This is a genomic window from Pseudoxanthomonas mexicana (assembly GCF_046736355.1).
In the GTDB taxonomy this organism is placed as follows: Bacteria; Pseudomonadota; Gammaproteobacteria; order Xanthomonadales; family Xanthomonadaceae; genus Pseudoxanthomonas_A; species Pseudoxanthomonas_A mexicana_B.
Map to the genome: position 1 here is coordinate 1,885,613 of NZ_CP157201.1, position 25,862 is coordinate 1,911,474.

19 protein-coding genes and 1 tRNA gene are annotated in these 25,862 nt (G+C 70.6%); 6 read left to right on the forward strand and 14 right to left on the reverse strand.

What is annotated here, in order from left to right; genetic code table 11:
- Nucleotides 1–187: 187 nt before the first annotated feature.
- Nucleotides 188–1,333 (reverse strand): GNAT family N-acetyltransferase, encoded by a 1,146-nt coding sequence (locus AAG688_RS08720; RefSeq protein WP_411831867.1) that lies wholly within the window; start codon nt 1,331–1,333, stop codon nt 188–190.
- Nucleotides 1,334–1,435: 102 nt separating this feature from the next.
- Nucleotides 1,436–2,389, reverse strand: a complete 954-nt coding sequence (gene trxB / locus AAG688_RS08725; RefSeq protein ID WP_411831868.1) for a thioredoxin-disulfide reductase — start codon at nt 2,387–2,389, stop codon at nt 1,436–1,438.
- A 274-nt stretch (nt 2,390–2,663) separates the two neighbouring features.
- On the opposite strand from trxB, the gene AAG688_RS08730 reads away from it, so the two are divergent.
- The 4 genes from AAG688_RS08730 (at nt 2,664) to AAG688_RS08745 (ending at nt 7,715) form a co-directional block, all read left to right on the forward strand.
- A complete protein-coding gene (locus tag AAG688_RS08730; protein WP_411831869.1) occupies nt 2,664–5,024 on the forward strand; it encodes a DNA translocase FtsK in 2,361 nt (786 codons plus the stop codon).
- 226 nt (nt 5,025–5,250) lie between these two features.
- Entirely contained in the window at nt 5,251–5,874 is a 624-nt protein-coding gene (gene lolA / locus AAG688_RS08735; protein WP_411831870.1) for an outer membrane lipoprotein chaperone LolA, read from the forward strand.
- A 75-nt stretch (nt 5,875–5,949) separates the two neighbouring features.
- Nucleotides 5,950–7,320 (forward strand): replication-associated recombination protein A, encoded by a 1,371-nt coding sequence (locus AAG688_RS08740; protein ID WP_411831871.1) that lies wholly within the window; start codon nt 5,950–5,952, stop codon nt 7,318–7,320.
- The gene (locus AAG688_RS08745; RefSeq protein ID WP_411831872.1) at nt 7,317–7,715 is read left to right on the forward strand and encodes a fluoride efflux transporter FluC; all 399 of its coding nucleotides are present in this window, start codon (nt 7,317–7,319) and stop codon (nt 7,713–7,715) included. The genes AAG688_RS08740 and AAG688_RS08745 overlap by 4 nt, the downstream gene beginning before the upstream one ends.
- Nucleotides 7,716–8,076: 361 nt before the next feature.
- Here the strand turns inward: AAG688_RS08745 and AAG688_RS08750 are convergent, their stop codons facing one another.
- From AAG688_RS08750 to arsC, 3 genes are all read right to left on the reverse strand, one after another.
- Nucleotides 8,077–8,922 (reverse strand): ribonuclease H-like domain-containing protein, encoded by an 846-nt coding sequence (locus tag AAG688_RS08750; protein ID WP_411831873.1) that lies wholly within the window; start codon nt 8,920–8,922, stop codon nt 8,077–8,079.
- Nucleotides 8,919–11,336, reverse strand: a complete 2,418-nt coding sequence (locus AAG688_RS08755) for a DEAD/DEAH box helicase (RefSeq protein ID WP_411831874.1) — start codon at nt 11,334–11,336, stop codon at nt 8,919–8,921. Before AAG688_RS08755 ends, AAG688_RS08750 begins: the two co-directional genes overlap by 4 nt.
- 291 nt (nt 11,337–11,627) lie before the next feature.
- Entirely contained in the window at nt 11,628–11,981 is a 354-nt protein-coding gene (gene arsC / locus AAG688_RS08760) for an arsenate reductase (glutaredoxin) (RefSeq protein WP_411831875.1), read from the reverse strand.
- 85 nt (nt 11,982–12,066) lie between these two features.
- On the opposite strand from arsC, the gene AAG688_RS08765 reads away from it, so the two are divergent.
- Nucleotides 12,067–12,141 (forward strand) — tRNA-Val (locus AAG688_RS08765).
- Between the two features lie 55 nt (nt 12,142–12,196).
- Here the strand turns inward: AAG688_RS08765 and pdeM are convergent.
- From pdeM to AAG688_RS08790, 5 genes are all read right to left on the reverse strand, one after another.
- Nucleotides 12,197–12,877 carry a ligase-associated DNA damage response endonuclease PdeM gene (pdeM, locus tag AAG688_RS08770; RefSeq protein ID WP_411831877.1) on the reverse strand — a complete coding sequence of 227 codons (681 nt, stop codon included), beginning with the start codon at nt 12,875–12,877 and terminating at the stop codon, nt 12,197–12,199.
- Nucleotides 12,870–15,476 carry a ligase-associated DNA damage response DEXH box helicase gene (locus tag AAG688_RS08775; protein WP_411831878.1) on the reverse strand — a complete coding sequence of 869 codons (2,607 nt, stop codon included), beginning with the start codon at nt 15,474–15,476 and terminating at the stop codon, nt 12,870–12,872. Before AAG688_RS08775 ends, pdeM begins: the two co-directional genes overlap by 8 nt.
- The gene (locus AAG688_RS08780; protein WP_411831879.1) at nt 15,473–17,062 is read right to left on the reverse strand and encodes an ATP-dependent DNA ligase; all 1,590 of its coding nucleotides are present in this window, start codon (nt 17,060–17,062) and stop codon (nt 15,473–15,475) included. The genes AAG688_RS08775 and AAG688_RS08780 overlap by 4 nt, the downstream gene beginning before the upstream one ends.
- Before the next feature lie 37 nt (nt 17,063–17,099).
- A complete protein-coding gene (locus tag AAG688_RS08785; protein ID WP_411831880.1) occupies nt 17,100–18,107 on the reverse strand; it encodes a ligase-associated DNA damage response exonuclease in 1,008 nt (335 codons plus the stop codon).
- Nucleotides 18,108–18,301: 194 nt separating this feature from the next.
- On the reverse strand, nt 18,302–20,455 hold the full coding sequence (locus AAG688_RS08790; protein ID WP_411831881.1) for a M3 family metallopeptidase: 2,154 nt from the start codon (nt 20,453–20,455) through the stop codon (nt 18,302–18,304).
- A 155-nt stretch (nt 20,456–20,610) separates the two neighbouring features.
- Here AAG688_RS08790 and AAG688_RS08795 point away from each other — a divergent pair, with 155 nt between their 5' ends.
- The gene (locus AAG688_RS08795; RefSeq protein ID WP_411831883.1) at nt 20,611–21,096 is read left to right on the forward strand and encodes a glutathione peroxidase; all 486 of its coding nucleotides are present in this window, start codon (nt 20,611–20,613) and stop codon (nt 21,094–21,096) included.
- 43 nt (nt 21,097–21,139) lie between these two features.
- Here the strand turns inward: AAG688_RS08795 and AAG688_RS08800 are convergent, their stop codons facing one another.
- The 4 genes from AAG688_RS08800 to AAG688_RS08815 form a co-directional block, all read right to left on the reverse strand.
- Entirely contained in the window at nt 21,140–21,919 is a 780-nt protein-coding gene (locus AAG688_RS08800) for a ferredoxin--NADP reductase (protein ID WP_411831884.1), read from the reverse strand.
- A 207-nt stretch (nt 21,920–22,126) separates the two neighbouring features.
- Complete coding sequence (locus tag AAG688_RS08805) at nt 22,127–23,737, reverse strand: pseudouridine synthase (RefSeq protein WP_411831885.1); 1,611 nt, start codon at nt 23,735–23,737, stop codon at nt 22,127–22,129.
- Nucleotides 23,734–24,672, reverse strand: coding sequence for an SMC-Scp complex subunit ScpB (scpB, locus tag AAG688_RS08810; RefSeq protein WP_411831886.1), 939 nt, complete (start codon nt 24,670–24,672; stop codon nt 23,734–23,736). Before scpB ends, AAG688_RS08805 begins: the two co-directional genes overlap by 4 nt.
- 84 nt (nt 24,673–24,756) lie before the next feature.
- Complete coding sequence (locus AAG688_RS08815; RefSeq protein WP_411831887.1) at nt 24,757–25,668, reverse strand: segregation and condensation protein A; 912 nt, start codon at nt 25,666–25,668, stop codon at nt 24,757–24,759.
- Nucleotides 25,669–25,862 lie beyond the last annotated feature (194 nt).

Below are 25,862 nucleotides of genomic sequence, written 5' to 3' on the forward strand. Positions count from 1 at the left end.
TCCACCGCCATCCCTGTGAAGGCGGGTCTTTGAAGCAAGAAGTCGCAGGCACGACGGCGAGTCCGTGCGTCTGGGCTGCTGCCGGCATGGCTGGGAGCCGAGCAAGCTCGGCTCTACAACAAGCCTGGCTGTAGAGCCGGGCTTGCTCGGCTCGCCGCGGCCGGATGCGGGAACGTGCATGACACGCCTAGGCTTGCGCGCCCGCCACGGCCTTGAACGGCGAATGCGTGGCCAGCGTCGCCTGGTGGCGGCGCACCACGCGCGCTTCCTCCAGGCACCAGCGCCGCAGCGGTTCGGCGAAGGCCGGATCGGCGATCCAGTGCCGACTGTGCACCTGCACGGGCAGGAAGCCGCGCGCGATCTTGTGCTCGCCCTGCGCGCCGGGCTCGAAGACGTGCAGGCCTTCGCGCAGGCAGTAGTCGATGCCCTGGTAGTAGCAGGTCTCGAAGTGCAGGCCGGGCAGGAGGCGGGTCGCGCCCCAGTAGCGGCCGTACAGGGTGTCGCCGCCGCGCAGGCACAGCGCGCCGGCGATGGTCTCGCCTCCCAGGTCGGCCAGCACCAGCACGAGCCGGCGGGCAAGGGCGGTGGCGAGATGGCGCAGGAACGCCGGCGTCAGCGCCGGCGAGTTGCCGTACTCGGCGAAGGTCTGCAGGTAGAAGCCGTACATCGCGTCGAGGTCGGCCTCGCCGGCCTCGTCGCCGTGCACGATGCGGAAGGCCACGCCGGCGCGGGCGACGCGGCTGCGCTCCTGGCGGATGTTCTTGCGATGCTTGTGGTCCATCGCCGCCAGGTAGTCGTCGAAGCCGCGCCAGTGGCCGGGATTACGCCAGTGGTATTGCAGGTCGATGCGCGGCAGCCAGTCGTCGCCGAATGCGGCGTCCTCCTCGGCGGTATGGAAGTTGACATGCGCCGAGGACAGGCCCGCCTCGCCGGCGTGCGCGACGATGGCGCGCAGCAGCGCCGCGCGCGCTTCGGCGTCGGCCGCGAGCAGGCGCGGCCCGGTCACCGGCGTATACGGCACCGCCGCCAGCCACTTGGGGTAGTAGTCGCGCCCGTGATGGGCATAGGCCTGCGCCCAGGCGTGATCGAACACGAACTCGCCGTGCGAGTTGTCCTTCAGGTAACCCGGCGCGGCCGCCCGCAGGCGATCGCCCTGCCACAGCGCAAGGTGGCAGGGACGCCAGCCCCAGCGCTCGCGTAGGCAGCCGGTTTCCTCCAGCCCGGACAGGAAGGCGTGGCCGACGAAGGGATTGCCGCCATCGTGCAGCGCATCCCATTGCGCGGCGGGAATCTCGGCGAGCCGTTGATGCAGGCGGACTTGCAGGGCGCTCACCTCGTCGCTCCGGCGCAGGGAAAGCGTGAGTGCGCCCGCCGGCCGGAGCGGGACCGCGTCGGTGCCGCTCCGGTCCCGGCGGGCGCGATGGACGGCCCCGGGTCAGCCGTCCTTGTCGAGGAAGCGCTCGGCATCCAGCGCGGCCATGCAGCCGAACCCGGCGGAGGTGATGGCCTGGCGGTAGTGCTGGTCGGTGACGTCGCCGGCCGCGAACACGCCCGGGATGGTCGTGGCGGTGGCGTTGCCCTCGATGCCGGAGCGGATCCTGAGGTAACCGTTGCTCATCTCCAACTGGCCCTCGAACAGGCCGGTGTTCGGCGTGTGGCCGATGGCGACGAAGAAGCCGTGCACGGCGACGTCGCGGGTGCCGCCGTCCTGCACCGACTTGACCCGGATGCCGGTCACGCCGGTCTCGTCGCCGAGCACCTCGTCGACGGTGTGGTGCCAGATCGGCTCGATCTTGCCGGCCTGGATCTTGGCGAACAGCTTGTCCTGCATGATCTTCTCCGCGCGCAGGGTGTCGCGGCGGTGCACCAGGTAGACCTTGCGGGCGATGTTGGACAGGTACAGCGCCTCCTCGACGGCGGTGTTGCCGCCGCCGATGACCGCCACGTCCTGGTCGCGGTAGAAGAAGCCGTCGCAGGTGGCGCAGGCGGAGACGCCGCGGCCCTTGAAGGCCTCCTCCGACGGCAGCCCCAGGTACTTGGCGGTCGCGCCGGTGGCGATGATCAGCGCGTCGGCGGTGTACTCGCCGTTGTCGCCGATCAGCTTGAACGGGCGCTTGGACAGGTCGGCGGTATGGATGTGGTCGAAGATGACCTCGGTCTCGAAGCGCTCGGCGTGCGCCTGCATGCGCGCCATCAGGTCCGGCCCCATCAGGCCGTGGGCGTCGCCGGGCCAGTTGTCCACCTCGGTGGTGGTCATCAGCTGGCCGCCCTGCTGCAAACCGGTGATCACGACGGGCTTAAGGTTGGCGCGGGCGGCGTAGACGGCGGCGGTCCAGCCAGCGGGGCCGGAGCCCAGGATCAACAGGCGGCAGTGCTTCGAGGTGCTCATGTATACTCGCGTCAGGTGGATTCGGGACTGCGATCGCGTGGTTCACGGCCATCGCAGGCGCATAGAGTGGCGGCGCCACCGGATCCGATCAAGGCGCATGAATGGAATGCGCCGATGCAGCAGGGCCGGCGCGAAAGCTGGAGAACGGGGCGCCGCGGTTGCGGCGTTTTTATTGCCGCGCGGATGATGCGCAGGGCCGGCGCCCCGCTGAAAAGGCGTGGCGATTCGTTTACTATCAAAGACTAACGGGATATTTCTAAGGTCTGGTCCACAGGTGGCGAAGCAGCTTCCGGAAAGCGGTAGAACCCAGGGCGCCAAGTCGGCCCGCAAGCCGGCCGCCGCCGTTCCGCCGCGCCGCCAGCGCCTCTGGCGCGACCTGGCGCTGATCGCGATCGCGCCGCTGCTGGTCTACCTGTTCGCCAGCCTGTTCTCCTATTCGTCCGATGATCCGGGCTGGTCGCAGGCCGGCAGCCTGACCGCGCCGATCCGGAACTGGGGCGGGCTGGTCGGCGCCAAGACCGCCTCCATCCTGCTCGGCTTCTTCGGCTACGTGGCCTTCCTGCTGCCGGTCGTGCTGGGCGCGATCGCATGGATCGCGCTGTTCGGCCTGGACAGCGATGGCGACGGCCAGGCCGACCTGGGACCGGCGCTGCGGCTGGTCGGCATGGTCGGCTTCCTGGTTTCGGCCACCGGGCTGCTGTATCTGCGCGACTTCCCGGCGGTGCATTTCACCGCCGGCGCCGGCGGCATCCTCGGCACGCTGATCGGCAAGTCGCTGATGCGCGGGTTCGGCGCGCTGGGCGGCAACCTGTTCCTGCTGGCGCTGTTCCTGGTGTCGGTGACGCTGGCGACCGGGCTGTCGTGGTTCGCGGTGATGGAGCGCATCGGCAAGTGGGTGCTGATGGTCCCGGAGTGGTTCCGCCGCGGACAGAAGCAGGCCGACGAATGGAAGCAGACCCGCGCGCTGCGCGAGGAGCGCGAGATCGTGCGCAAGGTCGAGGCGGTCGCGCGCGCCAGGCGCGAGCCGGTGCACATCGAGCCGCCGCCGGCGCCGGTCATCGAGAAGAGCGAGCGGGCCAAGCGCGAGCAGCAGATCCCGCTGTTCCACGGCACCGGCGGCGACGATTCCGGGTTGCCGCCGCTGTCACTGCTGGACGATCCCAGGCCGCAGACCAAGGGCTATTCGGAAGAGACGCTGGAAACGCTGTCGCGGCAGATCGAGTTCAAGCTCAAGGACTTCCGCATCGACGTGCAGGTGGTCGGCGCCTATCCCGGCCCGGTGATCACGCGCTTCGAGATGGAGCCGGCGCCCGGCGTCAAGGTCAGCCAGATCAGCTCGCTGGACAAGGACATCGCGCGCGGATTGAGCGTCAAGTCGGTGCGCGTGGTCGACGTGATCCCGGGCAAGTCGGTGATCGGCCTGGAGATCCCCAACACCAGCCGCGAGATGATCTTCCTGTCCGAGCTGCTGCGCTCGAAGGAATACGACAAGTCCGGCAGCGTGCTGACGCTGGCGCTGGGCAAGGACATCGCCGGCCGCCCGACCGTGGCGGATCTTGCGCGCATGCCGCACCTGCTGGTGGCGGGCACCACCGGTTCGGGCAAGTCGGTGGCGGTCAACGCGATGGTGCTGAGCCTGCTCTACAAGGCCAGCCCGAAAGACCTGCGCATGCTGATGATCGACCCGAAGATGCTCGAGCTGAGCGTCTACCAGGGCATCCCGCACCTGCTGGCGCCGGTGGTCACCGACATGAAGGAGGCCGCCAACGGCCTGCGCTGGTGCGTGGCCGAGATGGAGCGCCGCTACAAGCTGATGAGCGCGGTGGGCGTGCGCAACCTGGCCGGCTTCAACAAGAAGGTCAGGGATGCGATGGACGCCGGCCAGCCGTTGATGGACCCGCTGTTCAAGCCCAATCCCGACCTGGCCGAGGCGCCTGTTCCGCTGGAGCCGATGCCCTTCATCGTCATCTTCATCGACGAATTCGCCGACATGATGATGATCGTCGGCAAGAAGGTCGAGGAGCTGATCGCGCGGCTGGCGCAGAAGGCGCGCGCGGCCGGCATCCACCTGATCCTGGCCACCCAGCGCCCGTCGGTGGACGTGATCACAGGCCTCATCAAGGCCAACATCCCGACCCGCATCGCCTTCCAGGTCAGTTCCAAGATCGACTCGCGCACCATCCTCGACCAGTCCGGCGCCGAGACCCTGCTCGGCCACGGCGACATGCTGTACCTGCCGCCGGGCACGGCGATGCCCGACCGCGTGCACGGCGCCTTCGTCAGCGACGAGGAGGTGCACCGCGTGGTCGAGCACCTCAAGGCCAGCGGCAGCGCCGACTACATCGAAGGCGTGCTGGAGGAAGTGCAGACGATGGGCGACGGCGTGGTGGTCGGCCCGACCGGCCTGCCGGAGTCCGGCAGCGGCGCCGGCGACGAGAGCGACCCGCTGTACGACGAGGCGGTGCGCATCGTCACCGAGAGCCGGCGCGCGTCGATCTCGGGCGTGCAGCGCCGGCTGAAGATCGGCTACAACCGCGCCGCGCGCCTGATCGAGGCGATGGAAGCGGCCGGCGTGGTCACTCCGCCCGAGCACAATGGCGATCGCCAGGTGCTGGCGCCGCCGCCGCCGCGATAGCGCTTCGTACCCTGTGGGAGCGACGTCAGTCGCGACAGCGCGGACTGAAGTACTCGACAAGGTCGAAGCTGCCGCGGCCGAATCTAGGCCAGGCTGCGATTCCGTCGTCGCGACTGACGTCGCTCCCACAGACAATGGGGAATCCTGAACGCGGGTCGCGCCGCCATTTCCTCCCATTCAGTTTTCCTTGGCCACACTTCTTGCAACTGCTCTTCCGGAACCGACCATGCGCCGCACCGTCCGCTACGCCATCCTCACCACCGCCCTGTTCGCCGGCACCGCGCTGGCCGGCGCGCGCGATCACCTCAAGACCTTCACCACCGGCCTGAAGGGCCTGGATGGCCAGTTCACCCAGCAGGTCTACGACGGCGGCGGCAAGCTCAAGGAAACCTCCAGCGGCCGCGTCGCGCTGTCGGCGCCGCGGCTGTTCCGCTGGGAATACGTCAAGCCCTACGAGCAGTTGATCGTCGCCGACGGCCGCAAGGTCTGGGTCTACGACCCGGACCTGCAGCAGGCCACCGTGCGCGAGCAGGGCATCGAGGAACAGAACAGCCCGCTGTCGGCGCTGATCGATCCCGGCAAGCTGGACCAGCAGTTCGACGTGGCCGAGGCCGGCAGCGAGAACGGCCTGGAATGGCTGTCGCTGACGCCCAAGCGCGAGGGCGACGCCAGCTTCCAGCACGCGCGGCTCGGCTTCGACGCCGGCGGCCTGGCGCGGATGGAGGTGGTCGATGCGGTCGGCCAGCGCACCGCGATCCGCTTCAGCGGCTGGAAGCGCAATCCCGCCTTCGCCGGCGACACCTTCAAGTACGCGCCGGGCAAGGGCGTGGACGTGGTGGGCGGCCCGTAAGCGGGCGCGCATCGGCAATCGGCGCAGCGATGCGGATCGTCACGCGCTGACGGGCCATCCCATTAGAATGCCGGCGTGGCCCGCACCCGCAAAACCCCGCCGCCAACCCCGGATCTGCTGAGCGTGGACAACGAGGCGCTGCGCCCGCTGGCCGAGCGCATCCGCCCGCGCACCCTGGACGAGATGGTCGGCCAGCGCCGGCTGCTGGCGCCGGGCACCGCGCTGCGCCGCGCGGTCGAGTCCGGGCACGTGCACTCGATGATCCTGTGGGGGCCGCCGGGCTGCGGCAAGACCACGCTGGCGCTGTTGTTGGCGCAATACGCCGACGCGGAGTTCAAGGCCATCTCGGCGGTGCTGTCGGGCCTGCCGGAAGTGCGGCAGGTGCTGGCCGAGGCCGCCCAGCGCTTTGCCGAAGGCCGGCGCACCGTGCTGTTCGTCGACGAGGTGCACCGCTTCAACAAGGCGCAGCAGGACGCGTTCCTGCCGCACATCGAGCGCGGCACCATCATCTTCGTCGGCGCGACCACCGAGAATCCCTCGTTCGAACTGAACTCGGCGCTGCTGTCGCGCTGTCGCGTGCACGTGCTGGAAGCGGTGTCGGTGGAAGACATCGCCGAGGCGCTGCGGCGCGCGCTGGCCGACGGCGAGCGCGGCCTGGGCGGGCAGGGCGTCGAGGTGTCGGAAGAGGCGCTGCGCGAGATCGCCGGCGCCGCCGATGGCGACGTGCGCCGCGCGCTGACGCTGCTGGAAATCGCCGCCGAGCTGGCCGCCGACGAGGACAACGTCATCACCGCGCAGACGCTGTTGCAGGTGCTGGCCGATCGCACGCGCCGCTTCGACAAGGGCGGCGAGCAGTTCTACGACCAGATCTCGGCGCTGCACAAGTCGGTGCGCAGCTCCAACCCGGACGCGGCGGTGTACTGGCTGGCGCGGATGTTCGACGGCGGCTGCGACCCGGCCTACCTGGCGCGCAGGCTGACGCGGATGGCGGTCGAGGACGTCGGCCTGGCCGATCCGCGCGCGTTGCAGATGGCGATCCAGGCCTGGGAGACCTTCGACCGCCTCGGCAGCCCGGAAGGCGAACTCGCGCTGGCGCAGCTGGCCATCTACCTGGCCAGCACCGCCAAGTCCAACGCCGGCTACATGGCCTTCAACGCGGCGAAGAGCGACGTGCGCGAACTGGGCACGCAGGAAGTGCCGATGCACCTGCGCAACGCGCCGACCCGGCTGATGAAGAACCTCGGCTACGGCGGCGGCTACCAGTACGACCACGACGCCGAGGGCGGCATTGCGCTGGACCAGACCGCGTTCCCCGACGCGATGGGCGAGCGCGTCTACTACCATCCGGTCGAGCGCGGGCTGGAGATCAAGCTGAAGGAAAAGCTCGACCGGCTGCGCCAACAGCGCGCCGATGCGCGCGCGGCGGCGAAGAAGGGCAAGGCATGAATCCGCTGGTCGCGCAGGCATTGGCCGTGGCGGCAGGTGGTAGCCTCGGCGCGCTGCTGCGGCATGGCGCCAACCTGCTGCTGCCCAAGGCCGCGCACCATCCATTCGCCGCGAGCACGCTGCTGGTCAACGTGGTGGGCTGCCTGCTGGCCGGCATCGTCGTCGCCTGGCTGGAGCACCGCCAGCCCGACGACTTCTGGCGGGCGCTGCTGCTGACCGGCCTCCTCGGCGGCCTGACCACGTTCTCGGCCTTCGGCGTGGATCTGCTGCAACTGCTGCGGGCGGGGCGCTGGGGTTGGCTGGCGCTGGTCGCCGGGCTGCACGTCGGGCTTGGGCTGTTGGCGATTGTGGCCGGGTGGAAGCTTGCGCGGCTGGCGGGCTTGTCCACTGGTTGAAGCGGTGGTCCGGGAAACGAAGCAGGTGCCGTGAAGGTCTGTTTTCGCGAAGCGTGTTGTCATCGCTGGCTTGCCCCGCCCTCCGGGCACCTTCCCCCGCAAGCGGGGGAAGGGAACAGCCCTGTAGAGCCGAGCTCGCTCCACTGCTCCTGGCTCCGGGGCCTGGGCAGCCGAGCAAACTCGGCTCTACAGGGCTCAACCGCTTGTGCGTCCGAAGTGCGGGGCGATCGCTGTGCTTGCCCCCATCCGCCCTCCGGGCACCTTCCCCCCGCAAGCGGGGGAAGGGAACAGCCCTGTAGAGCTTGCTCCGCTGCTCCTGGCTCCGGAGCTCGGGCAGCCGAGCAAGCTCGGCTCTACGGGGCTACGCAACTTTGCCGGCCTCGCCTTGCGACAAATCCAGCAGCAGCCGCGCCAGCGTCACCACGTCCTGGTGGTTGTGCGCGACCACGCGGCGCAGATCGTGTGCCGAACCGCCGCGCAGGTAGTGCAGCCACGCGGCCGGGGCCTGCGCGCCGGGCAGGTCGTCCTCGCGCACGATCCGCAGGCGGTTGCGCTCGATGGTCGCCAGCCGGCAGTTCTCCCACACGCCGCGGAAGCGGCGGCGGGTGGGATGGAGCAGGTCGACGTGGGCCAGCCCGGCCAGCGGATTGTCCATCCGGCACAGGCGGTAGCGCGTGGCCAGCAGCGGGGCGTCGTAGCACTTGCCGTTGTAGCTGGAGAGCACGGTGTCCGGCCGCAGCCACTGGCGGAACAGCGCCAGCATGTCGGCCTCGCCCGCGGTTGCGGTCAGGTAAAGCTGGCGGATGCGCAGCGCGTCGCCCTGCCAGTCGGCCGCGCCGATCATGAAGGCGCGCGTGCCGGTGCCGCCGGACAGGCCGGTGGTCTCGGTGTCGAAGAACAGCAGCCGGTCGCGGGCGATGGCGTCGCGGCGCGCGAAGGCGCCATCGATCTCGGCCGGCGCCGGTTCCATCGGCAGCCTGCGCTCCAGCAGCCGCACCGACGGCGCGACCTCGACGCCGGGAAGCCCGCGATCCGCGTCCAGCGGCCGCGCCACGCGTTCCGGCGCGCGCACCCGCAGCAGCCGGCGCAGGTCGTCCAGCGAGGCCTGCCGCGGCGCGACGGCAACGGTCGCTGCTGCCGCAGGCGCCGCGCCGCGATGCCCGGCCTGCCGCTTGAGCCGCTGCAACTGCGCCAGCGATACGCTCATGCGCCGGCCAGCGCCCGCAGCACGCGCAGGGCCAGTTCGCGCGGCGTGCAGTCGGCGTCCTCGTCCGCGGCCAGCACCGGGCCGACGCAGGCCGGGCAGCCGGCCTTGCAGTCGCAGCGCCGGACCAGGCCGATGGCGTGGTCCAGCAGTTCGCGCTGGCGCCGCCACAGCGGTTCGCTCAGGCCGACGCCGCCGGGATACTGGTCGTACAGGTAGAGGGTCGGGGCGAAGCGCTCGCCGGCGTCGAGGTCGGCGATTTCGCCATCGCCGCCACGCGCCTGGCCGCGGCCGCGGCCGTCGGACGCGGCGAACCAGGCGCCGTTGCCGTCGCCCACGGCCTTCTGCAAGTCCGTCGCCTCGGCCATCACCGCCACGCGCGCGACCACGTGCAGCGCGTAGCCGGCGCCGAGGAATCCGTCCAGCGCCTGCTGGCGTCCGTCGAAATGCCGCGCCAGCGCTTCCTGCGACAACTGCCACCACACGCCGGTGGTGTGCAGTTCCTGGTCGGGCAGGGTGACCGGACCGTAGCCGATGTTCTCGTGGGTGTAGTAGCGGATCTTCTTGTAGCCGGCCACGCGCCGCACCACGTGCACCTCGCCGTGATGGCAGGTGCCTTCGCCGGCGATGGCGCCGTCGAAGCGATCCAGCACCTTCAGCTTGGTGTAGTCGATGGCATCAGTGTAGTAGTCCACGTGGGTACGGGTGACGTAGGCCTTGCGGCCTTCCCAGTCCAGCCGTTCGACCTGGTAGGGCATGCTCTGCACCATGTGGATGGCGCCTTCGTACAGCGTGGACGCGGCGGCGGTGTAGTCGACCTCGGCGATGATGGTCTGGCGGCCGTCGCTGCGATCGACGACGACGAAGTTGCCGTCGGCCACCGAGCGCAGGCTCACCGCGTTGGCGGGGTAACTGTCGGCCACCCATTCGTAGCGCTGGCCTTCGGCGTGCAGCACGCCATCCTCGGCCAGCAGTTGCAGGTAGACCTCGGGATCGACCGGACCGAAGCGCTCGCCTTGCTGGAAGGCCAGCTCGAACGCCGCGCAGCGAATGTGATCGAGCAGGATGACCGGCTGGTCGGCGTGGATGCGCGCCTGCTCGGGCGGCGCGGCGGCGAAGAATTCCGGATGCCGCACGATGTACTGGTCCAGCGGATCGGAACTGGCGACCAGCACGCCCAGCGCCGGCTTCTGCCGGCGGCCGGCGCGGCCCAGCCGCTGCCAGGTCGCGGCGATCGTGCCGGGATAGCCGTTGAGCACCACCACGTCGAGGCTGCCGATGTCCACGCCCAGCTCCAGCGCCGAGGTGGCGACGATGCCGTCGACGTCGCCGCTGCGCATCGCGCGCTCGGCCTCGCGGCGTTCGGTCGGCAGGTAGCCGCCGCGGTAGCCGCAGATGCGCGGCGGCTTGCGCGGGTCGTGGTCGAACATGTCCTTCAGGTACTTGGTCAGCACCTCGACCATCAGCCGCGACTGCGCGAACACCAGCGTCTTCAGCCCGCTGCGGATCGCCAGCCGCGCGATCAGGTTGCTCTGCGAGCGCGCCGACGCGCGCAGGCCGAGATCGGGATTGACCACCGGCGGGTTCCACAGCAGCAGGTGGCGCTCGCCGGCCGGCGCGCCGGATTCGGTGATGGCGATGACTTCGCGCTCGATCAGCGCCTCGGCGTGCTGGCGCGGGTTGCCGATGGTCGCCGAGCACAGGATGAACTGCGGCCGCGATCCGTAGAACGCGCAGATGCGCCGCAGGCGCCGCAGCACGTTGGCCACGTGCGAGCCGAACACGCCGCGATAGGTGTGCACCTCGTCGATGACGACGTACTTCAGGTTCTCGAAGAACTGCGCCCACTTGGTGTGGTGCGGCAGGATGCCCTGGTGCAGCATGTCCGGGTTGCTGACCACGACGTCGCCGTGCAGGCGGATCGCCTGGCGCGCGTCGCCCGGGGTGTCGCCGTCGAAGGTGAAGGCGCGCACGCCGAGGTTGCCGGCGTTGTTGAGTTCGAGCAGCTCGGCCACCTGGTCCTGCGCCAGCGCCTTGGTCGGGAACAGGAACAGCGCCTTGGCCCGGCCGGTCATCGCCGCCGCCAGCACCGGCAGCAGGTAGCACAGGCTCTTGCCCGACGCGGTGGCGGTGGCGACGACCACGTCCTCGCCGCGCCGGGTGGCTTCCCATGCCTGTCCCTGGTGCGAATACAGCTGCGCGATGCCGCGCGTGCGCAGCGCCCGGGCCAGCGCAGGCGGCAGCGCGTCCGGCAGGTCCACCCGGCAGGCGGGGCGGGCGGGCAGGCGCTGCGCGCCGGTCACCCGGCCGGCGAACTTGCGCTCCAGGTGCACGGACAGCGCGCCGCCGTCGAGGCGGGCGGGCAGGGTTTCATCGGCCGTGGACGCGGGCAGGCGGGCGGGGGAGGACGCGGGCATCGGCGATGGAGTGCTAGGCGGGGAACGGGATTTCTAGCCCGTGCCAGTCTCATGCAGTGAGACCGGCCCTGTGTCGCGGCCCTGCCGGCAGCGTTGTCGCATGAAGCCGGCACCCGATGGCTGCCGGCAAACCACTGTAGAGCCGAACTTGCTCGGCTGCTTTGGTCTGGCACGGCGATGGCAGCGGAGTCGAGCTTACTCGGCGGTGCCGCCTTCGCGGCGACGACGGAGGCGGCTTTGCAGGATTATTCGGACGTACACGTGGGCGTGGGTGCGGCGCTGGTAGTAACGTCAGTCCAGCAAGTCCAGCACGCGTTCCGGCGGCCGGCCGATCACCGCGCGGCCGCGACGGACGAAGATCGGGCGTTCGATCAGCCGTGGATGCGCGGCCATCGCCGCGATCAGCGCGTCCTCGTCCAGCGCGGCGTCGTCCAGCCCCAGCGCGGCGTACTCGGGTTCGCCGGTGCGCAGCAGGGCGCGCGCGGGCAGGTCGAGCAGGGCCAGCAGGGCGCGCAGTTCGCCGGTGTCGGGCGGTTGCTCCAGGTAGGCGACCAGGTGGGGTTGCACGCCGCGCGCGGCCAGCAGGGCCAGCGCCTCGCGCGACTTGGAACAGCGGGGATTGTGGTAGTAGCAGGTGTCTTCCATCGCGCCAGTCTAGGCCAGAGCGCGCGTCGGCTCGGAACGATTGACCAATCCGGCCGGCCCCATTACCATTTGCGGCCCGATTACCGGGCGGTTAGCTCAGCGGTAGAGCACTGCTTTCACACGGCAGGGGTCACAAGTTCGAACCTTGTACCGCCCACCAGTTCCACCCGCCGGACGCGCCGACATGGCGTTCCCGGCCTACGACGAAGCCGCCTTCATGGGCGGCTTTTTCGTGCGCGTTCGCCGGCCGGCGGCGGCACCCACAGGATGCTGCCCTCGACGCAGGCGGCCAGCCGCTCCGGCGCGGCGGCCGCCGGCGCCATGCCGCCGGTGAAGGCGGAGAACGCCGGCAGCACCGTCAATCCCTCGCGCAGCCAGAACGCCGGCCAGCGCCGCGGCAGGCCCGGCACCGCGATTCTCGGGTGCAGGTGGCCGCACAGCACGTGCCAGCCCGGTTCCGGCTGCGGCAGGTGGCGCAGCACGAACGGCGCGTCGAACATCGCCTCGCCGACCAGTTCCAGCCGCAGGTCGGCCGCCGCCGCGAACAGGGCGCGGTCGTGGTTGCCGGCGAGCGCGATCACCCGCAGCCGGGGATGCCGTTCGCGCCACTGCCGCCAGCGTTCGCGCCACGCGGCCGGGTGGATGGCGGCATGCAGCACGTCGCCGAGGATCCAGACTTCGTCCGCGCTGGTGGCGGCCACCAGCGCGTCCAGCCGTTGCAGATCGCCGCCGGTGCCGCCGATCGGCAGGCCGATGCCGGCGCGGCGGAAGGCGTCGGCCTTGCCCAGGTGCAGGTCGGCGATCAGCAGCCGCCGCTTCGCCGGCCAGTGCAGCGCGCGCCCGGCCAGCAGGCGCAGCGGTTCGCCGGCGATGACGGCGTCCAGCGTCTCAGCCATGCCGGCGCTCCAGTTGCGCGGCGGCGCGCTGCACGCGGGTCTTCCAGTCTTCGGTGCTGAGGTGGCCGCGCAGGCTCTCGGCCCACAGCGGGAACGACAGCGGGGTCAGGCCGCGCGGATGGCGCAGGTCCACCGTGCGCGCGGACAGGTCGGCCAGCGCCGCGGCGATGCGCGCGATCTCCAGTTGCGAATCGAACACCTCGCGCTCGGCCTGCGCCAGCAGCAGGTGGCCTGGGTCGTATTTCTGCAGCACGTCGAACAGCAGCCCGCTGGAGGCCTGCAACTGGCGCTGGCTGCGCGGCGCGCGTCCGGGCAGGGACGGCGGCAGCAGGCCGGCCACGCGCGCGATGTCGCGGAACTGCCGGCGCGCCAGTTCGCCGAGGTTGAGGCTTTCGCGCAGGTCGCGCTGCAGGCCTTCCGCAGCGAAAAGCGAGGCGATGAACGCCGCGTCCACCGTCTCGTCCGGCGTGGCCGGCGACAGCACCAGCCCGTAGTCGTTGGCCGAGTAGCCGAACGTGTTGGGCCGCCGCCGTCCCCAGCGCAGCGCCAGTAGCGCGGCCAGGCCCTCGTGCGTCTGCCGTCCGGCGAACGGATACAGGAACAGGTGCCGGCCGTCGCGAGTCTTGACCGACTCGGCCAGCACCGTGCCGGCGCCCGGCAGCGCCGAGAGCTTGCGCTGAAGCCGCAACAGCCGCGCCATCGCGCGCAGTTCCGGCGGTTGCGCGTCGTCGTCGCCGGCATCGGCGAGCAGCGCCTGGACCTCGTGCGCCAGTTCGGTCGACAGCGGCAGCCGTCCGCCCATCCATTTGGGCACCACGCCCTCGCCGCCGCGCGCGAGGCGCACGTAGGCGGTCATGTCCTCCAGCCGCACCAGTTCCAGCAGGCGGCCAGCGAAGCGGAAGCGATCGCCGCGGCGCAGGCGGCCGACGAAGCTCTCCTCGACCGAACCCAGCCCGCCGCCGCGCAGGAACCTGACCGCCACGCTGCCGTCGCTGGTGATGGTGCCGATGGACAGCCGGTGGCGCAGCGCGACGCGGCGATCCTCGACCCGGTAGCGGCCGTCCGCATCGACGATTACGCGGCGGAAATCCGGGTAGTGCGACAGCGCCTGTCCGCCCTGCACGATGAAGTCCAGCACCGCCCGCCAAGTGGCCGCATCGAGCGCGGCGAAGGCATGCGTGCCGCGCACCTCGTCCAGCAGCGCCGCCGCATCGAAACCGCCGCCCAGCGCCAGCGTCACGCAGTGCTGGGCCAGCACGTCCAGCGACATCCGCGGCGGACGGCGCGGTTCGATGCGGCGCGCGGCCAGCGCCCGTCGCGCGGCGGCGTATTCGACCAGTTCCAGCGCGTGGGTCGGCACGCAGGTGATCTGCCCGCTTTCGCCCGGGCGATGGCGCGCGCGGCCGGCGCGCTGCGCCAGTCGCGCCACGCCCTTGGGGCTGCCGATCTGGAAGACCTGATCGACGGCGGGAAAGTCCACGCCCAGATCCAGGCTGGAGGTGGCGACCACGCAGCGCAGCGAGCCGTCGCGCAGGCCCTGTTCGGCGGCCGCGCGCAGCGCCGGGTCCAGCGAGCCGTGGTGCAGCGCGAGCGTGGCCGCGTCATCCGGCCAGACCGCACCCAGCGCCTGGAACCACAGCTCGGCCTGCGCGCGCGTATTGGTGAACAGCAGGCTGCTGTGCCGGGCGAGGATGCGCTCCAGCACGCGCGGCAACTGCGACAGGCCGAGGTGGCCGGCCCAGGGGAAGCGTTCCTCCTGCGCGGGGAGCAGCGTCTCCACCCGCACCTGCCGGGGCCGCACGCCGGAGACGATGGCCGCCTGCGGCGCATGCGGTAGCAGCACGTCGCGCGCCTCGTCCAGGTTGCCGAGCGTGGCCGACAGGCCCCAGGTGCGCAGCGCCGGCGCCAGCGCGCGCAGCCGCGCCAGGCCCAGTTGCAGCAGCACGCCGCGCTTGTTGCCGAGCAGCTCGTGCCATTCGTCGACGATCGCGCAGCGCAACTGCGACAGGTGCGCTGCGGTGTCGGGATAGGACAACAGCAGCGCCAGCGATTCGGGTGTGGTGACCAGCGCGTCCAGCCGGTCGCCGGCGCGCGCCAGCCGCTTGTCGCGCGCGCTGGCGTCGCCGGTGCGCTGGGCGATGATCCAGTCCAGGCCGAGCGCTTCGACCGGCTCGCGCAGTGCGCGGGTGGTGTCGGTGGCGAGGGCGCGCAGTGGGGTGATCCACAGGACTTTCAATGCGCGGGATGTTTTTTTGCGGCCGGTGGCCCTCATCCGGCCCTTCGGGCCACCCCGTATCAAGTACGGGGCAGGCTCTTCTCCCGCGGGTGGGAGAAGGGAATCGGACAGCGCTTCGAGCAAGGGACCGCCGAAGGCGGCGAGCGTCTTGCCGCTTCCGGTCGGCGTGTGCAGCAGGCCCGATTCGCCGGCCAGGTAGCGCCGCCAGGCCTCGCGCTGGAACGGCAGTGGTTTCCAGCCGCGGGTGGCGAACCAGCCGGCCAGGCGCGCCTGCGCCAGGCGTCGCGCCGCAGTGGAGGACGTTGCGGATACGCGCGGCGCACTGTCGTCCGCTTCGGCGCCATCGCCTGCGCGTTGCTTCATCGCGCCAGCGCCTTCAGCGTATCGAGCCGGTCGGCCTCGGCCATCGGCTTGTCGTGCCGCCAGCGCAGGATGCGCGGGAAGCGCACCGCCACGCCCGACTTGTGCCGCTTGCTCAGGTTGACCGCCTCGAAGCCGAGTTCGAACACATGGTGCGGCCGCACCGCGCGCACCGGGCCGAAGCGCTCGCTGGTGTGCGCGCGGATCCAGCCGTCGAGGGCGAGGATTTCCCTGTCGTCCAGCCCGGAATACGCCTTGGCCACCGGCACCAGCGCATCGCCGTCCCACAGGCCGAAGGTGTAGTCGGTGTACAGCGTGCTGCGGCGGCCGTGGCCGGCTTGCGCGTAGATCAGCACCGCGTCGATGGTCAGCGGATCGATCTTCCACTTCCACCAGTCGCCGCGGCGGCGGCCGGACTGGTAGGTCGAATTGGCGCGCTTGAGCATCAGGCCCTCGACGCCGCGTTCGCGCGCGCTATCGCGCAGCGCGGCCGCCTGCGTCCAATCGTCCGCCTGCACGCGCGGCGACAGCGACAGGCGCGGATCGGCCAGCGGCACCAGCAGTTGTTCGAGCCGATGACGGCGCTCGCGCAACGGGAGGGCGCGCAGGTCCTCGCCGTCAAGTTCGAGCAGGTCGTAGGCCAGCACGCGCGCCGGGGTGTCGCCGAGCACCTTCGGTCCCGGCTTGCGGCGCTGGATGCGCGTCTGCAAGGCGGTGAACGGCAGCGGCGCGTCGCCTTCGCGCCAGCCCAGCAGTTCGCCGTCGATCACGCAGTCGCGCGGCAGCAGCGCGGCGGCCGCCTCGATTTCCGGGAAACGGCCGTCCAGCCGCTCCTCGCCGCGCGACCACAGCGCGATCTCGCCGCCGCGGCGGATCAGTTGCAGGCGGATGCCGTCCCATTTCCATTCCAGCCACCACTGCGCGATGTCGCCCAGCGCGGCGGCGTCGGCTTCCAGCGGCGAGGCCAGGAAGAACGGGTAGGGCTGCTGGCGGTCGGATTCCAGCGCCTCGGGGTTGAGCAGGTCTTGCAGGAAGGCCGGCGTCGGCCGCCATGCGCCGAGCATGCGCTGGGCGATGCGGGCGATGTCGATGCCGGTCAGGTCCGCCAGCGCCTGCTGCACCAGCCGCTGCGACACGCCCACGCGCAGCGCGCCGGTCAGCAGCTTGTTGAACAGCAGCCGCTGCGCGCCGGGCAGGCCGCGCCAGCCGGCGACGACGGCCTGGCGGCGCTCCGGCTCGGGGCGGTTGGCCACCGGCAGCAGGTGTTGCTCGACCCATGCGTGCAGCGGTCGGTCGGTTACCGGCGCGGCCGGATCGTCCAGCAGCAGCGTCAGCGTCTCGGCCAGATCGCCGACGTGGTCGTAGCTGTCGGCGACCAGCCAGTCCGGCTGGCCGCTTTCGGCGGAAATCCAGTCGCGCAGTTCGCGCGTGTTGGCGATGCGCGCCAGCTTGCCGCCGGACAGCAGCCAGATCGCCCAGGCGGCGTCGCGCGGCGGCGCCTGCCCCAGGTAGGCGACCATCGCCGCGCGCTTGTCCAGCGTGGCGGTGCTGCGGTCCAGTTCGGTGAACAGCGCGGCGAAGGCTTTCATCGCCCGGCGTCCGATGCGGTGTGGCGATGGCGGTGGATCATTCCTCGCCGCCGTAGTCGGTGCGGAACGCCTCGGCGGCGATGCCCTGTTCGCGCAGCGCGCGGATCAGCGCATCGGTGCTGCCGTGGGTGGCGATGACGCGGCGCGCGCCGGTCTGTCGGATCGTGCGCAGCAGATCCGGCCAGTCGGCGTGATCGGACACGACGAAGCCGCGATCGTAGTTGCGCCGGCGGCGGTTGCCGCGGATGCGCATCCAGCCCGACGCGAATCCCTGCTGCGCGCGGCGGAAACGGCGTATCCAGGGACTGCCCGCGGCCGACGGCGGCGCCAGCACCAGCCGGCCGGCGAAGTCGGCGCCCTTGTCCTGCTCGGACACGCGCACGCTGCCGTGCATCGGCACGCCGGCCTGGCGGTAGACGTCGACGCCGGCGGCGACCGCGCCATGCAGCAGTACGGGGGGCTCATCGTCGTGCGCGCGCAACTCGGCCAGCACGCGCTGCGCCTTGCCCAGCGCGTAGCAGTAGAGCAGGGCGGCCTCGCCGCGCGCGGCGCAGCGCCGCCGCCAGTCGACGATGTCGGCGACCACCTCGGCGGTGTCCGGCCAGCGGTAGACCGGCAGGCCGAACGTCGCCTCGGTGATGAAGGTGTCGCACGGCACCACCTCGAACGGCGCGCAGGTCGGATCCGGCTGGCGCTTGTAGTCGCCCGAGGCCACCCACACCTCGTCTCCGCATTCGATGCGCACCTGTGCCGAGCCGAGCACGTGGCCGGCCGGATGCAGCGATACGCGCGCATCGCCGAGCACGAAGGGCTGGCCGTATTCGTAGGCCGTGTAGCGCTGTTCGCCCAGCCGCCAGCGCAGGATGGGCAGCGAATCCTCGCAGCAGTGGTACTCGCCCATGCCGATGCGCGCGTGATCGCCGTGGCCGTGGGTGATCACCGCGCGCGACACCGGCCGCCACGGGTCGATGTGGAAGTCGCCGCGTGGGCAGTACAGCCCTTCCGGGCGCAGCACGATCAGATCGTCGGAGGGGAATGCCGGCATGCCCGGCAGTGTGGGAGCGCGGGCGTATAGGCGGCGAGAAGCCGGCGCGGGAGGCTTGGCGAACTGTGGGAGCGACGTGAGTCGCGACGCTTGATCGGTAGAGCCTTGTCGCGACTCACGTCGCTCCCACAACGCATGTCCCCAAAAACATCGCGCCACCCGGAGGTGGCGCGATGGGAACACCTGGATGCCGATCAGTCGGCCGTCGGCGTGGTGGTCAGTCCGCGCTTCTCCAGCAACGGTTCGATCTTCGGATCGTGGCCGGCGAAGTCGCGGAAGATCTTCATCGCGTCCTCGCTGCCGCCGCGCGACAGCAGGGTCTTGCGGAAGTGGTCGCCGTTGGCGCGGGTCAGGCCGCCGTTGTTCTTGAACCACTCCACGCTGTTGGCGTCCAGCACTTCGGACCAGATGTAGGCGTAGTAGCCGGCCGAGTAGCCGCCCATGATGTGGCTGAAGTAGGTGGTGCGGTAGCGCGGCGGCACCGGCGGGTAGTTGATGCCGTCGGCGGCCAGGGCCCTGGCCTCGAAGTCGAGCACGCCGGCCGCGTCGGGCACCTGGTCGGCGGTAATCTGGTGCCAGCGCTGGTCCAGCATCGCCGCGCCCAGGTATTCGGTGGTGCGGAAGCCTTCGTTGAACTTGGACGCGGCGATCACCTTGTCCAGCAGTTCCTGCGGCAGCGGCGCGCCGGTCTGGTAGTGCTTGGCGTAGTTCTTCAGGATCGACGGCCAGTCGGCCCACATCTCGTTGACCTGCGAGGGGTACTCGACGAAGTCGCGCGGCACGCTGGTACCGGAGAAGTACGGGTACTTCACGTCGGAGAACATGCCGTGCAGCGCATGGCCGAACTCATGGAAGGTGGTGGTGACCTCGTCCCAGGTCAGCAGGGTCGGCTCGCCTTCCGGCGGCTTGGGGATGTTGAGGTGGTTGGCGACCACCGGCTTGAAGCCGGTCAGCGCCGACTGCGAGACGTAGGAGTTCATCCACGCGCCGCCGCGCTTGGACTTGCGCGCGTACATGTCGGCGATGAAGATCGCCAGTTGCGAGCCGTCCTCGTTGAACACGTCGTAGACGGCCACGTCGGGGTGGTAGACCGGCAGGTCGGTGCGCTTCTTGAAGGTCAGGCCGTAGAGCTGGTTGGCGGCATGGAACACGCCGTTCTCCAGCACGTTGTTGAGCTCGAAGTACGGCTTGAGCTGCGACTCGTCGAAGTTGTACTTGTCGGCGCGGACCTTCTCGCTGTAGTACGCCCAGTCCCACGCGGCGAGCTCGAACTTGCCGCCCTCGCGGTCGATCATCGCCTGCAGGTCGGCCGCTTCGCGCCTGGCGTTGGCCACGGCGGCCGGGGCCAGCTTGCCGAGCATGTCGTTGACCGCCTGCGGCGTGCGCGCGGTCTGGTCCTCCAGGCCATAGGTGGCGTGGTTGGGGTAGCCCAGCAGCCTGGCGCGCTCGGCGCGCAGCTTCATCACCTTGCTGATGATCTCGCGGTTGTCGTACTGGCCGCCCTTGCCGCCGCGGGTGACCGAGGCCTCGTGCAGGCGCTGGCGCACCGCGCGGTTGGTCAGCTGTGCCTGTGGCGGCTGGCCGGTGGTGTTGAGCAGGGTCAGCACGTACTTGCCCTCCAGCCCGCGCGACTTGGCCTCGTTGGCGGCGGTGGCGATCTGCGCCTCGGTCAGGCCGTCGAGCTCCTTGGCGTCGTCGATGACCAGCGCCGAAGCATTGACCTCGTCGAGCACGTTCTGGCTGAACTGGCTGCCCAGCCGGGCCAGTTCGCCGTTCATTTCCTTCAGCCTGGCCTTGTCGGCGTCGGACAGCTTGGCGCCGGCGCGGACGAACTGAGTGTGGTAGCGCTCGATCAGGCGCACGCCCTCGGCGTCCAGGCCCAGCTTGTCGCGCTGGTCGTACAGCGCCTGGATGCGCGCGAACAGCTTGCCGTTGAGGTTGATGGCGTCGCCGTGGGCGGCGAACTTCGGCGCGTAGTCGCTGCGCAGCTTGTTGCGCGCGTCGTTGGTGTCGGCGCCGACCAGGGCGAAGAACACGGTGGTGGCGCGGTCGAGGATGTCGCCGCTCTTCTCCAGCGCGATGATGGTGTTCTCGAAGGTGGGCTTGGCGCGGTTGTTGGCGATGGCCTCCACTTCCTTCAGCTGCTGCGCCATGCCGGCGTCGAAGGCCGGGGCGAAGTCGCTGTCCTTGATCTTGTCGAACTGCGGATAGTGCAGCGGCAGCGGGCTCTCGGCGAAGAACGGATTGGCCGCCTGGGCGGTCTGCGACGTGGCCGGGGCGGCATGGCTATAGGCGGGCATGGCGAGTCCAAGGGTCGCGGCGAGCGCGAGGGCTAGGCGGGTGGTCATGTAGCGCTGATTCCTTAGATATGGACCAGCAAGGGTAACCCAAGGCCGCAGGGCGGGACCATGACGAAAGGCATGGGCGAGCGGCGTGCGCGATGCGAACTGCGGTGGACCCGGGCCGGGTTAGTCTTCCGGGGACGCCGCAGCCGGATTCCGCCATGACCACCGCCTTCGATTTCACCGCCACCGGCATCGACGGCAACCCGCTGCCGCTGTCCGACTTCGCCGGCAGCGTGCTGCTGATCGTCAACGTCGCCTCGCGCTGCGGTTTCACTCCGCAGTACGCCGGCCTGGAAAAGCTCTGGCGCGAACACCGCGACGACGGGCTGGTGGTGCTGGGGTTTCCCTGCGATCAGTTCGGCCACCAGGAACCGGAGGACGAAGCCGGCATCCGCAGCTTCTGCGCGCTCAACTATGCGGTGAGCTTCCCGATGTCGGCCAAGGTCGAGGTCAACGGCGAGCATGCGCACCCGCTGTGGCGCTGGTTGCGCGCGCAGCGGCGCGGGCTGCTCGGCACCGGCGCCATCAAGTGGAATTTCACCAAGTTCCTGGTCGGCCGCGATGGCCGGGTCATCGCCCGCCACGCACCGGTGCGCAGGCCCGAAAGCCTGGCCGGGGAAATCCGCGCCGCGCTGGCCGGTTGAGCGGGAGCCCTGGGCTCCCGCTCCGGCATGGGCGTGGCGGGATCTACTTCTCGACGAAGGCGCGTTCGAACACGTAGTTGCCGGGCGTGCCGATGCGCGGTGCGGCGACGAAGCCGCGCCCGTCGAGCAGGGCGCGGAAGTCGGCCAGCATCTGCGGGCTGCCGCAGATCATGGCGCGGTCGTGTTCCGGATCCAGCGGCTCGATGCCGAGCGAGCGCATCATCTGGCCGCTGGCCATCAGGTCGGTCAGTCGGCCCTGGTTGGGGAACGGTTCGCGGCTGACGGCCGGGTAGTACAGCAACTTCTCGCGGATGGTCTCGCCGAGGAACTCGTGCTGCGGCAGTTCCTTCTCGAAATAGTCGCGGTAGGCCAGGTCGGCTTCGTTGCGCACGCCGTGGCAGAGCACCACGCGCTCGAAGCGCTCGTAGGTTTCCGGATCCTTGATGATCGACAGCCACGGCGCCAGGCCGGTGCCGGTGCCGAGCAGGTACAGGTTGCGGCCCGGGTGCAGGTCGCTGATCAGCAGGGTGCCGGTGGGCTTGCGCCCGACGATGACTTCGTCGCCCGGCTTGATGTGCTGCAGGCGCGAGGTCAGCGGGCCGTCCTGGACCTTGATGCTGAAGAACTCCAGCCGCTCTTCCCAGTTGGCGCTGGCGATGGAATAGGCGCGCAGCAGCGGCTTGCCGTCCACCTGCAGGCCGATCATCACGAACTGGCCGTTGTCGAAGCGGAAACCTTCGTCGCGGGTGGTGGTGAAACTGAAGTAGGCGTCGGTCCAGTGGCGGACCTCGAGCACCGTCTCGGTGCCGAAAGCAGAGGACATGAGGGAGGGGGACCTTGTGTCGAACCGCGGCCATTCTAGCCAACCGCCGCGGGTTGTCCTTGATCCTGCTCAATCGCGGCGCGCGCGGACGAGGGAAGGCGGCGTCGCGATGGCGGTGCGGGCCACGACGTCGTGCCGATGGAATCTCGCAGGATGCTGGCGCCGGAAACGGCAAGAGCGCTCATCGCGCCCCTGCCTTCATTCGCTTCAGCCCTGTCCGCCGCGCGGGCCGCGAGAGCCGCCGGGGCGGCCGGAAGGACCGCGCCCGCCGGCCGGTCGCCCGCCCGGGCGCGGGCCGGCGTGCTGCGGCCGGTTGCCGCCGCCCGGACGGCCCTGCGGACGCGGGCCGCGCGGCTGCTGTCCATACGGACTGAAGCCGGGATTGGCGTGATCGGACGGGAAGCTCGGCGCGTTGCCCGGATGGCCGTAGGGACGGGCCGCGCGCTGCGGCTTGCCGGCGCCCTGTCCGCCGCCGCGCGGGCCGCGCTCGTCGAAACCGCCCCCGAAGCCGCCGCCCTGGCCGCGTTCGCCATAGGGCGAGCCAGTGCGCTTGCCGCCGCCGCCCGCGGGACGACCCGCGGCGCCCGGACGGCCGCCCGGCTTGCCGCCGTAGGGCTTCTTCGGGCCGGCGTTGCGGTGGCCGGTCGGACCGGTATCGACGCCTTCCGGCACGTACCAGGTGCGGAACGCGGCGGGGTTGCCTTCCGGCAGCGGCCTGGGGCCCTTTTCCTTGCGTTGCTTGAACGGCTTCTGCGACTGCTTGGCGGCGGCCTCGCCGCTGACGGTCAGGCCGCCGTGCGGCTTCCTGCCGCGCCCGCCACGGCCGCGATCCTCGCGCACGTGGTCGAAGCGGCGCAGCTCGCGGCCCTCGTCGGCGGTGTTGTGGCCGTTGACGTAGGCATGGCCGGCACCGCGGCCGCCGCCGACGTGCACGGTGGACTTGGCCGCCTTGCGCTGGCCGATCACCGGCTGCAGGGTCAGCGCGGCCGGCGCGCCGTCCTCCAGGCCCAGTTCCTTGCGCAGCGCCTGCACCTGCGCGTCGGACAGTTCCTGCGACTGGCCGCGCAGCAGCGGCTGCGGCAGCGAGATCTTGCCGTAGCGGGTGCGCTTGAGGCGGCTGACCTGGCAGCCCTGCGATTCCCACAGCCGGCGCACCTCGCGGTTGCGGCCCTCCTTGACCACCACGCGGAACCAGTCGTGCGAATCGGTGCCGCCGATCTTCTCGATCTCGTCGAACTTGGCCGGGCCGTCGTCCAGCGCGACGCCGCGCGCCAGGCGATCGACGATGTTGTCCGGCACGGTCTCCTGGCCTTCCGGCGCGCGCACGCGCACCACGTACTCGCGCTCGACCTCGTAGGACGGGTGCATCATCGCGTTGGCCAGCTCGCCGTCGGTGGTCAGCAGCAGCAGGCCGGTGGTGTTGATGTCCAGGCGCCCGATGGCGATCCAGCGCGCGCCCTTGAGCGCGGGCAGCGAATCGAAGATGGTCGGGCGGCCTTCGGGATCCTCGCGGGTGGTCACCTCGCCCTCGGGCTTGTTGTACATCAGCACGCGCGCCGGCTCGGTCAGCGCGCTGGCGACGAAGGTGCGGCCGTCGATCTCGATGCGGTCGCCGCCCTTGACCGACATGCCGGTCTGCGCGACCTCGCCGTTGACCTTGACCAGGCCGTCGGCGATGCGCTGCTCCAGCGCGCGGCGCGATCCCAGGCCGGCCTGCGCCAGCACCTTGTGCAGGCGCTCTTCCAGCTTGCCGCTGGTCTCGGTGGTTTCGGCGGCGTCGCGCTTCAGCGACAGTTTGTTGCGGGGGGTGTTGCTCATTGTTTCTGCTCCGACGATGCCCGGCTTTCCTGTTCGGAATCGGCGGCGTCGTCATCTTGTCGTGGGGTAGGGTTGTCGTCGTGGGGCGCGCCGGAACCGGCGATGGCCGGTGGCGGCGCGGGTGTTTCGTCGTCTTCGTCGTCTTCGTCGTCTTCGTCGCCGGCGTCGTCGATGCCGGCGATGCCGTCTTCGTCCTGCGGCGTGGCCGGGGCGTCGCCGGCGGATGCGTCCGCGTCGTCGTCGTTCGCGTCTTCGCCGCCGTCACCCGGTTCGCCGGCATCGGCCGCCGCCGTGGCCTCGGCGCTCCCGGCTTCCGGGGTGTCGGCGCCGCCGTCGGCGACCGCGTCCATCGCGGCGATGCCGGCTGGCAGCGGCACGTCGTCCAGCGGCAGCTGCGGCTCCAGCTCGCCGATGTCCTTCAGCTCCGACAGCGGCGGCAGTTCGTCCAGCCGCTTGAGGCCGAAGTAGTCCAGGAACGTCTTGGTGGTGCCGAACAGCGCCGGCTTGCCCGGCACGTCGCGGTGGCCGACCACGCGGATCCATTCGCGTTCTTCCAGCGCCTGGATGATGTTGCTGCTGACCGCCACGCCGCGCACCTGCTCGATCTCGCCGCGGGTGATCGGCTGGCGGTAGGCGATCAGCGCCAGCGTCTCCAGGGTGGCGCGGGTGTACCGGGTCTTGCGCTCGGTCCACAGCCGGGCCACCCAGGGGTGGACGTCGGCCTTGACCTGGTAGCGGAAGCCGGAGGCCACCTCGACCAGTTCGACGCCGCGCTCGGCGCAGGCCTCGCGCAGTTGATCCAGCGCCTGCTCGACGCCGCCCGGCGGCGCCGGCTCGTCCTCCGGGAACAGGCCGTGCAGCTGCGCCAGCGTCAGCGGCTGGCTGGCCGCCAGCAGCGCGGCCTCGACGATGCGGTTGATGAGGGATTGATCCATGATTCCGGTGTCTGGGGGGTTCAGCCTTCGTCCCGGCGCGGGCCGGGGCGGGAATGGCGGGGCGCCGCCCGGGCGGTGCGCGGGCTAGCGCTGCGCATCGTCGTTGGCGGCGTCGCTGTCGTCGAACTCGCTGGAGAACTGCAACGGCTCGTTGGTGTTGTTGAGCGCCAGCGACTTGATGTAGATGGGCGCCAGCGGCGCTTCCTGCACGATGTCCAGCAACTGTTCCTTGGCCAGCTCCAGCATCGCCAGGAAGGTCACCAGCACGCCGAGCTTGCCTTCCTCGGCGGTGAACATCGACTCGAAGCGGTGGAAGCGGCCGTCCTCCAGCCGGGTCAGCAGGTCGCCCATGCGCTGGCGCACGCTCAGCGCCTCGCGCCTGATCGCGTGGCCGCTGAACAGCTCGGCGCGCTTGAGCACGTCGTGCAGCGCCAGCAGCATCTCCTTCAGGTCCACCGGCGGCGGCAGCCTGACCGCGGCGCGGTCCGGCACGTGCGCCTGCACCGGCGTGGTGTCGCGGTCCTGGCGGGGCAGGGCGTCCAGGTCCTCGGCGGCCTGCTTGAAGCGCTCGTATTCCTGCAGCCGGCGCACCAGCTCGGCGCGCGGGTCGCCTTCCTCGCCCTCCTCGGCCACGGGCCGCGGCAGCAGCATGCGCGACTTGATCTCGGCCAGGATCGCGGCCATCACCAGGTATTCGGCCGCCAGCTCGAAGCGCAGCTCCCGCATCACGTTGATGTAGTCCACGTACTGGCGGGTGATCTCGGCGACCGGGATGTCGAGGATGTCCAGGTTCTGCCGGCGGATCAGGTACAGCAGCAGGTCCAGCGGGCCTTCGAAGGCGTCGAGGATGACTTCCAGCGCGTCCGGCGGGATGTACAGATCCTGCGGGATCTGCAGCACCGGCTGCCCATGCACCACCGCCAGCGGCATTTCCTGCTGCTGCGGGGGCGAAGGCTGGGTTTGCGGATTCGCGTCTTGCGCGAGTTCGGAACTCATCTGGGGAAAAGCCGTAATGCCATTCAAGCCGGGGTATGCAGGACCGGGCGCGACGGGGGCGGCGCAGCGGCACTGCATCGATGCTGCGTCGCGGGCAGACGCAGGGGGTACTGCAACAAGCAACGCACACCGCAGGGGGGCGGCGGCGGACAGCGAGGTCGTCGGGCGCGGGCGGTGCGGGCAGCGAATCTGGC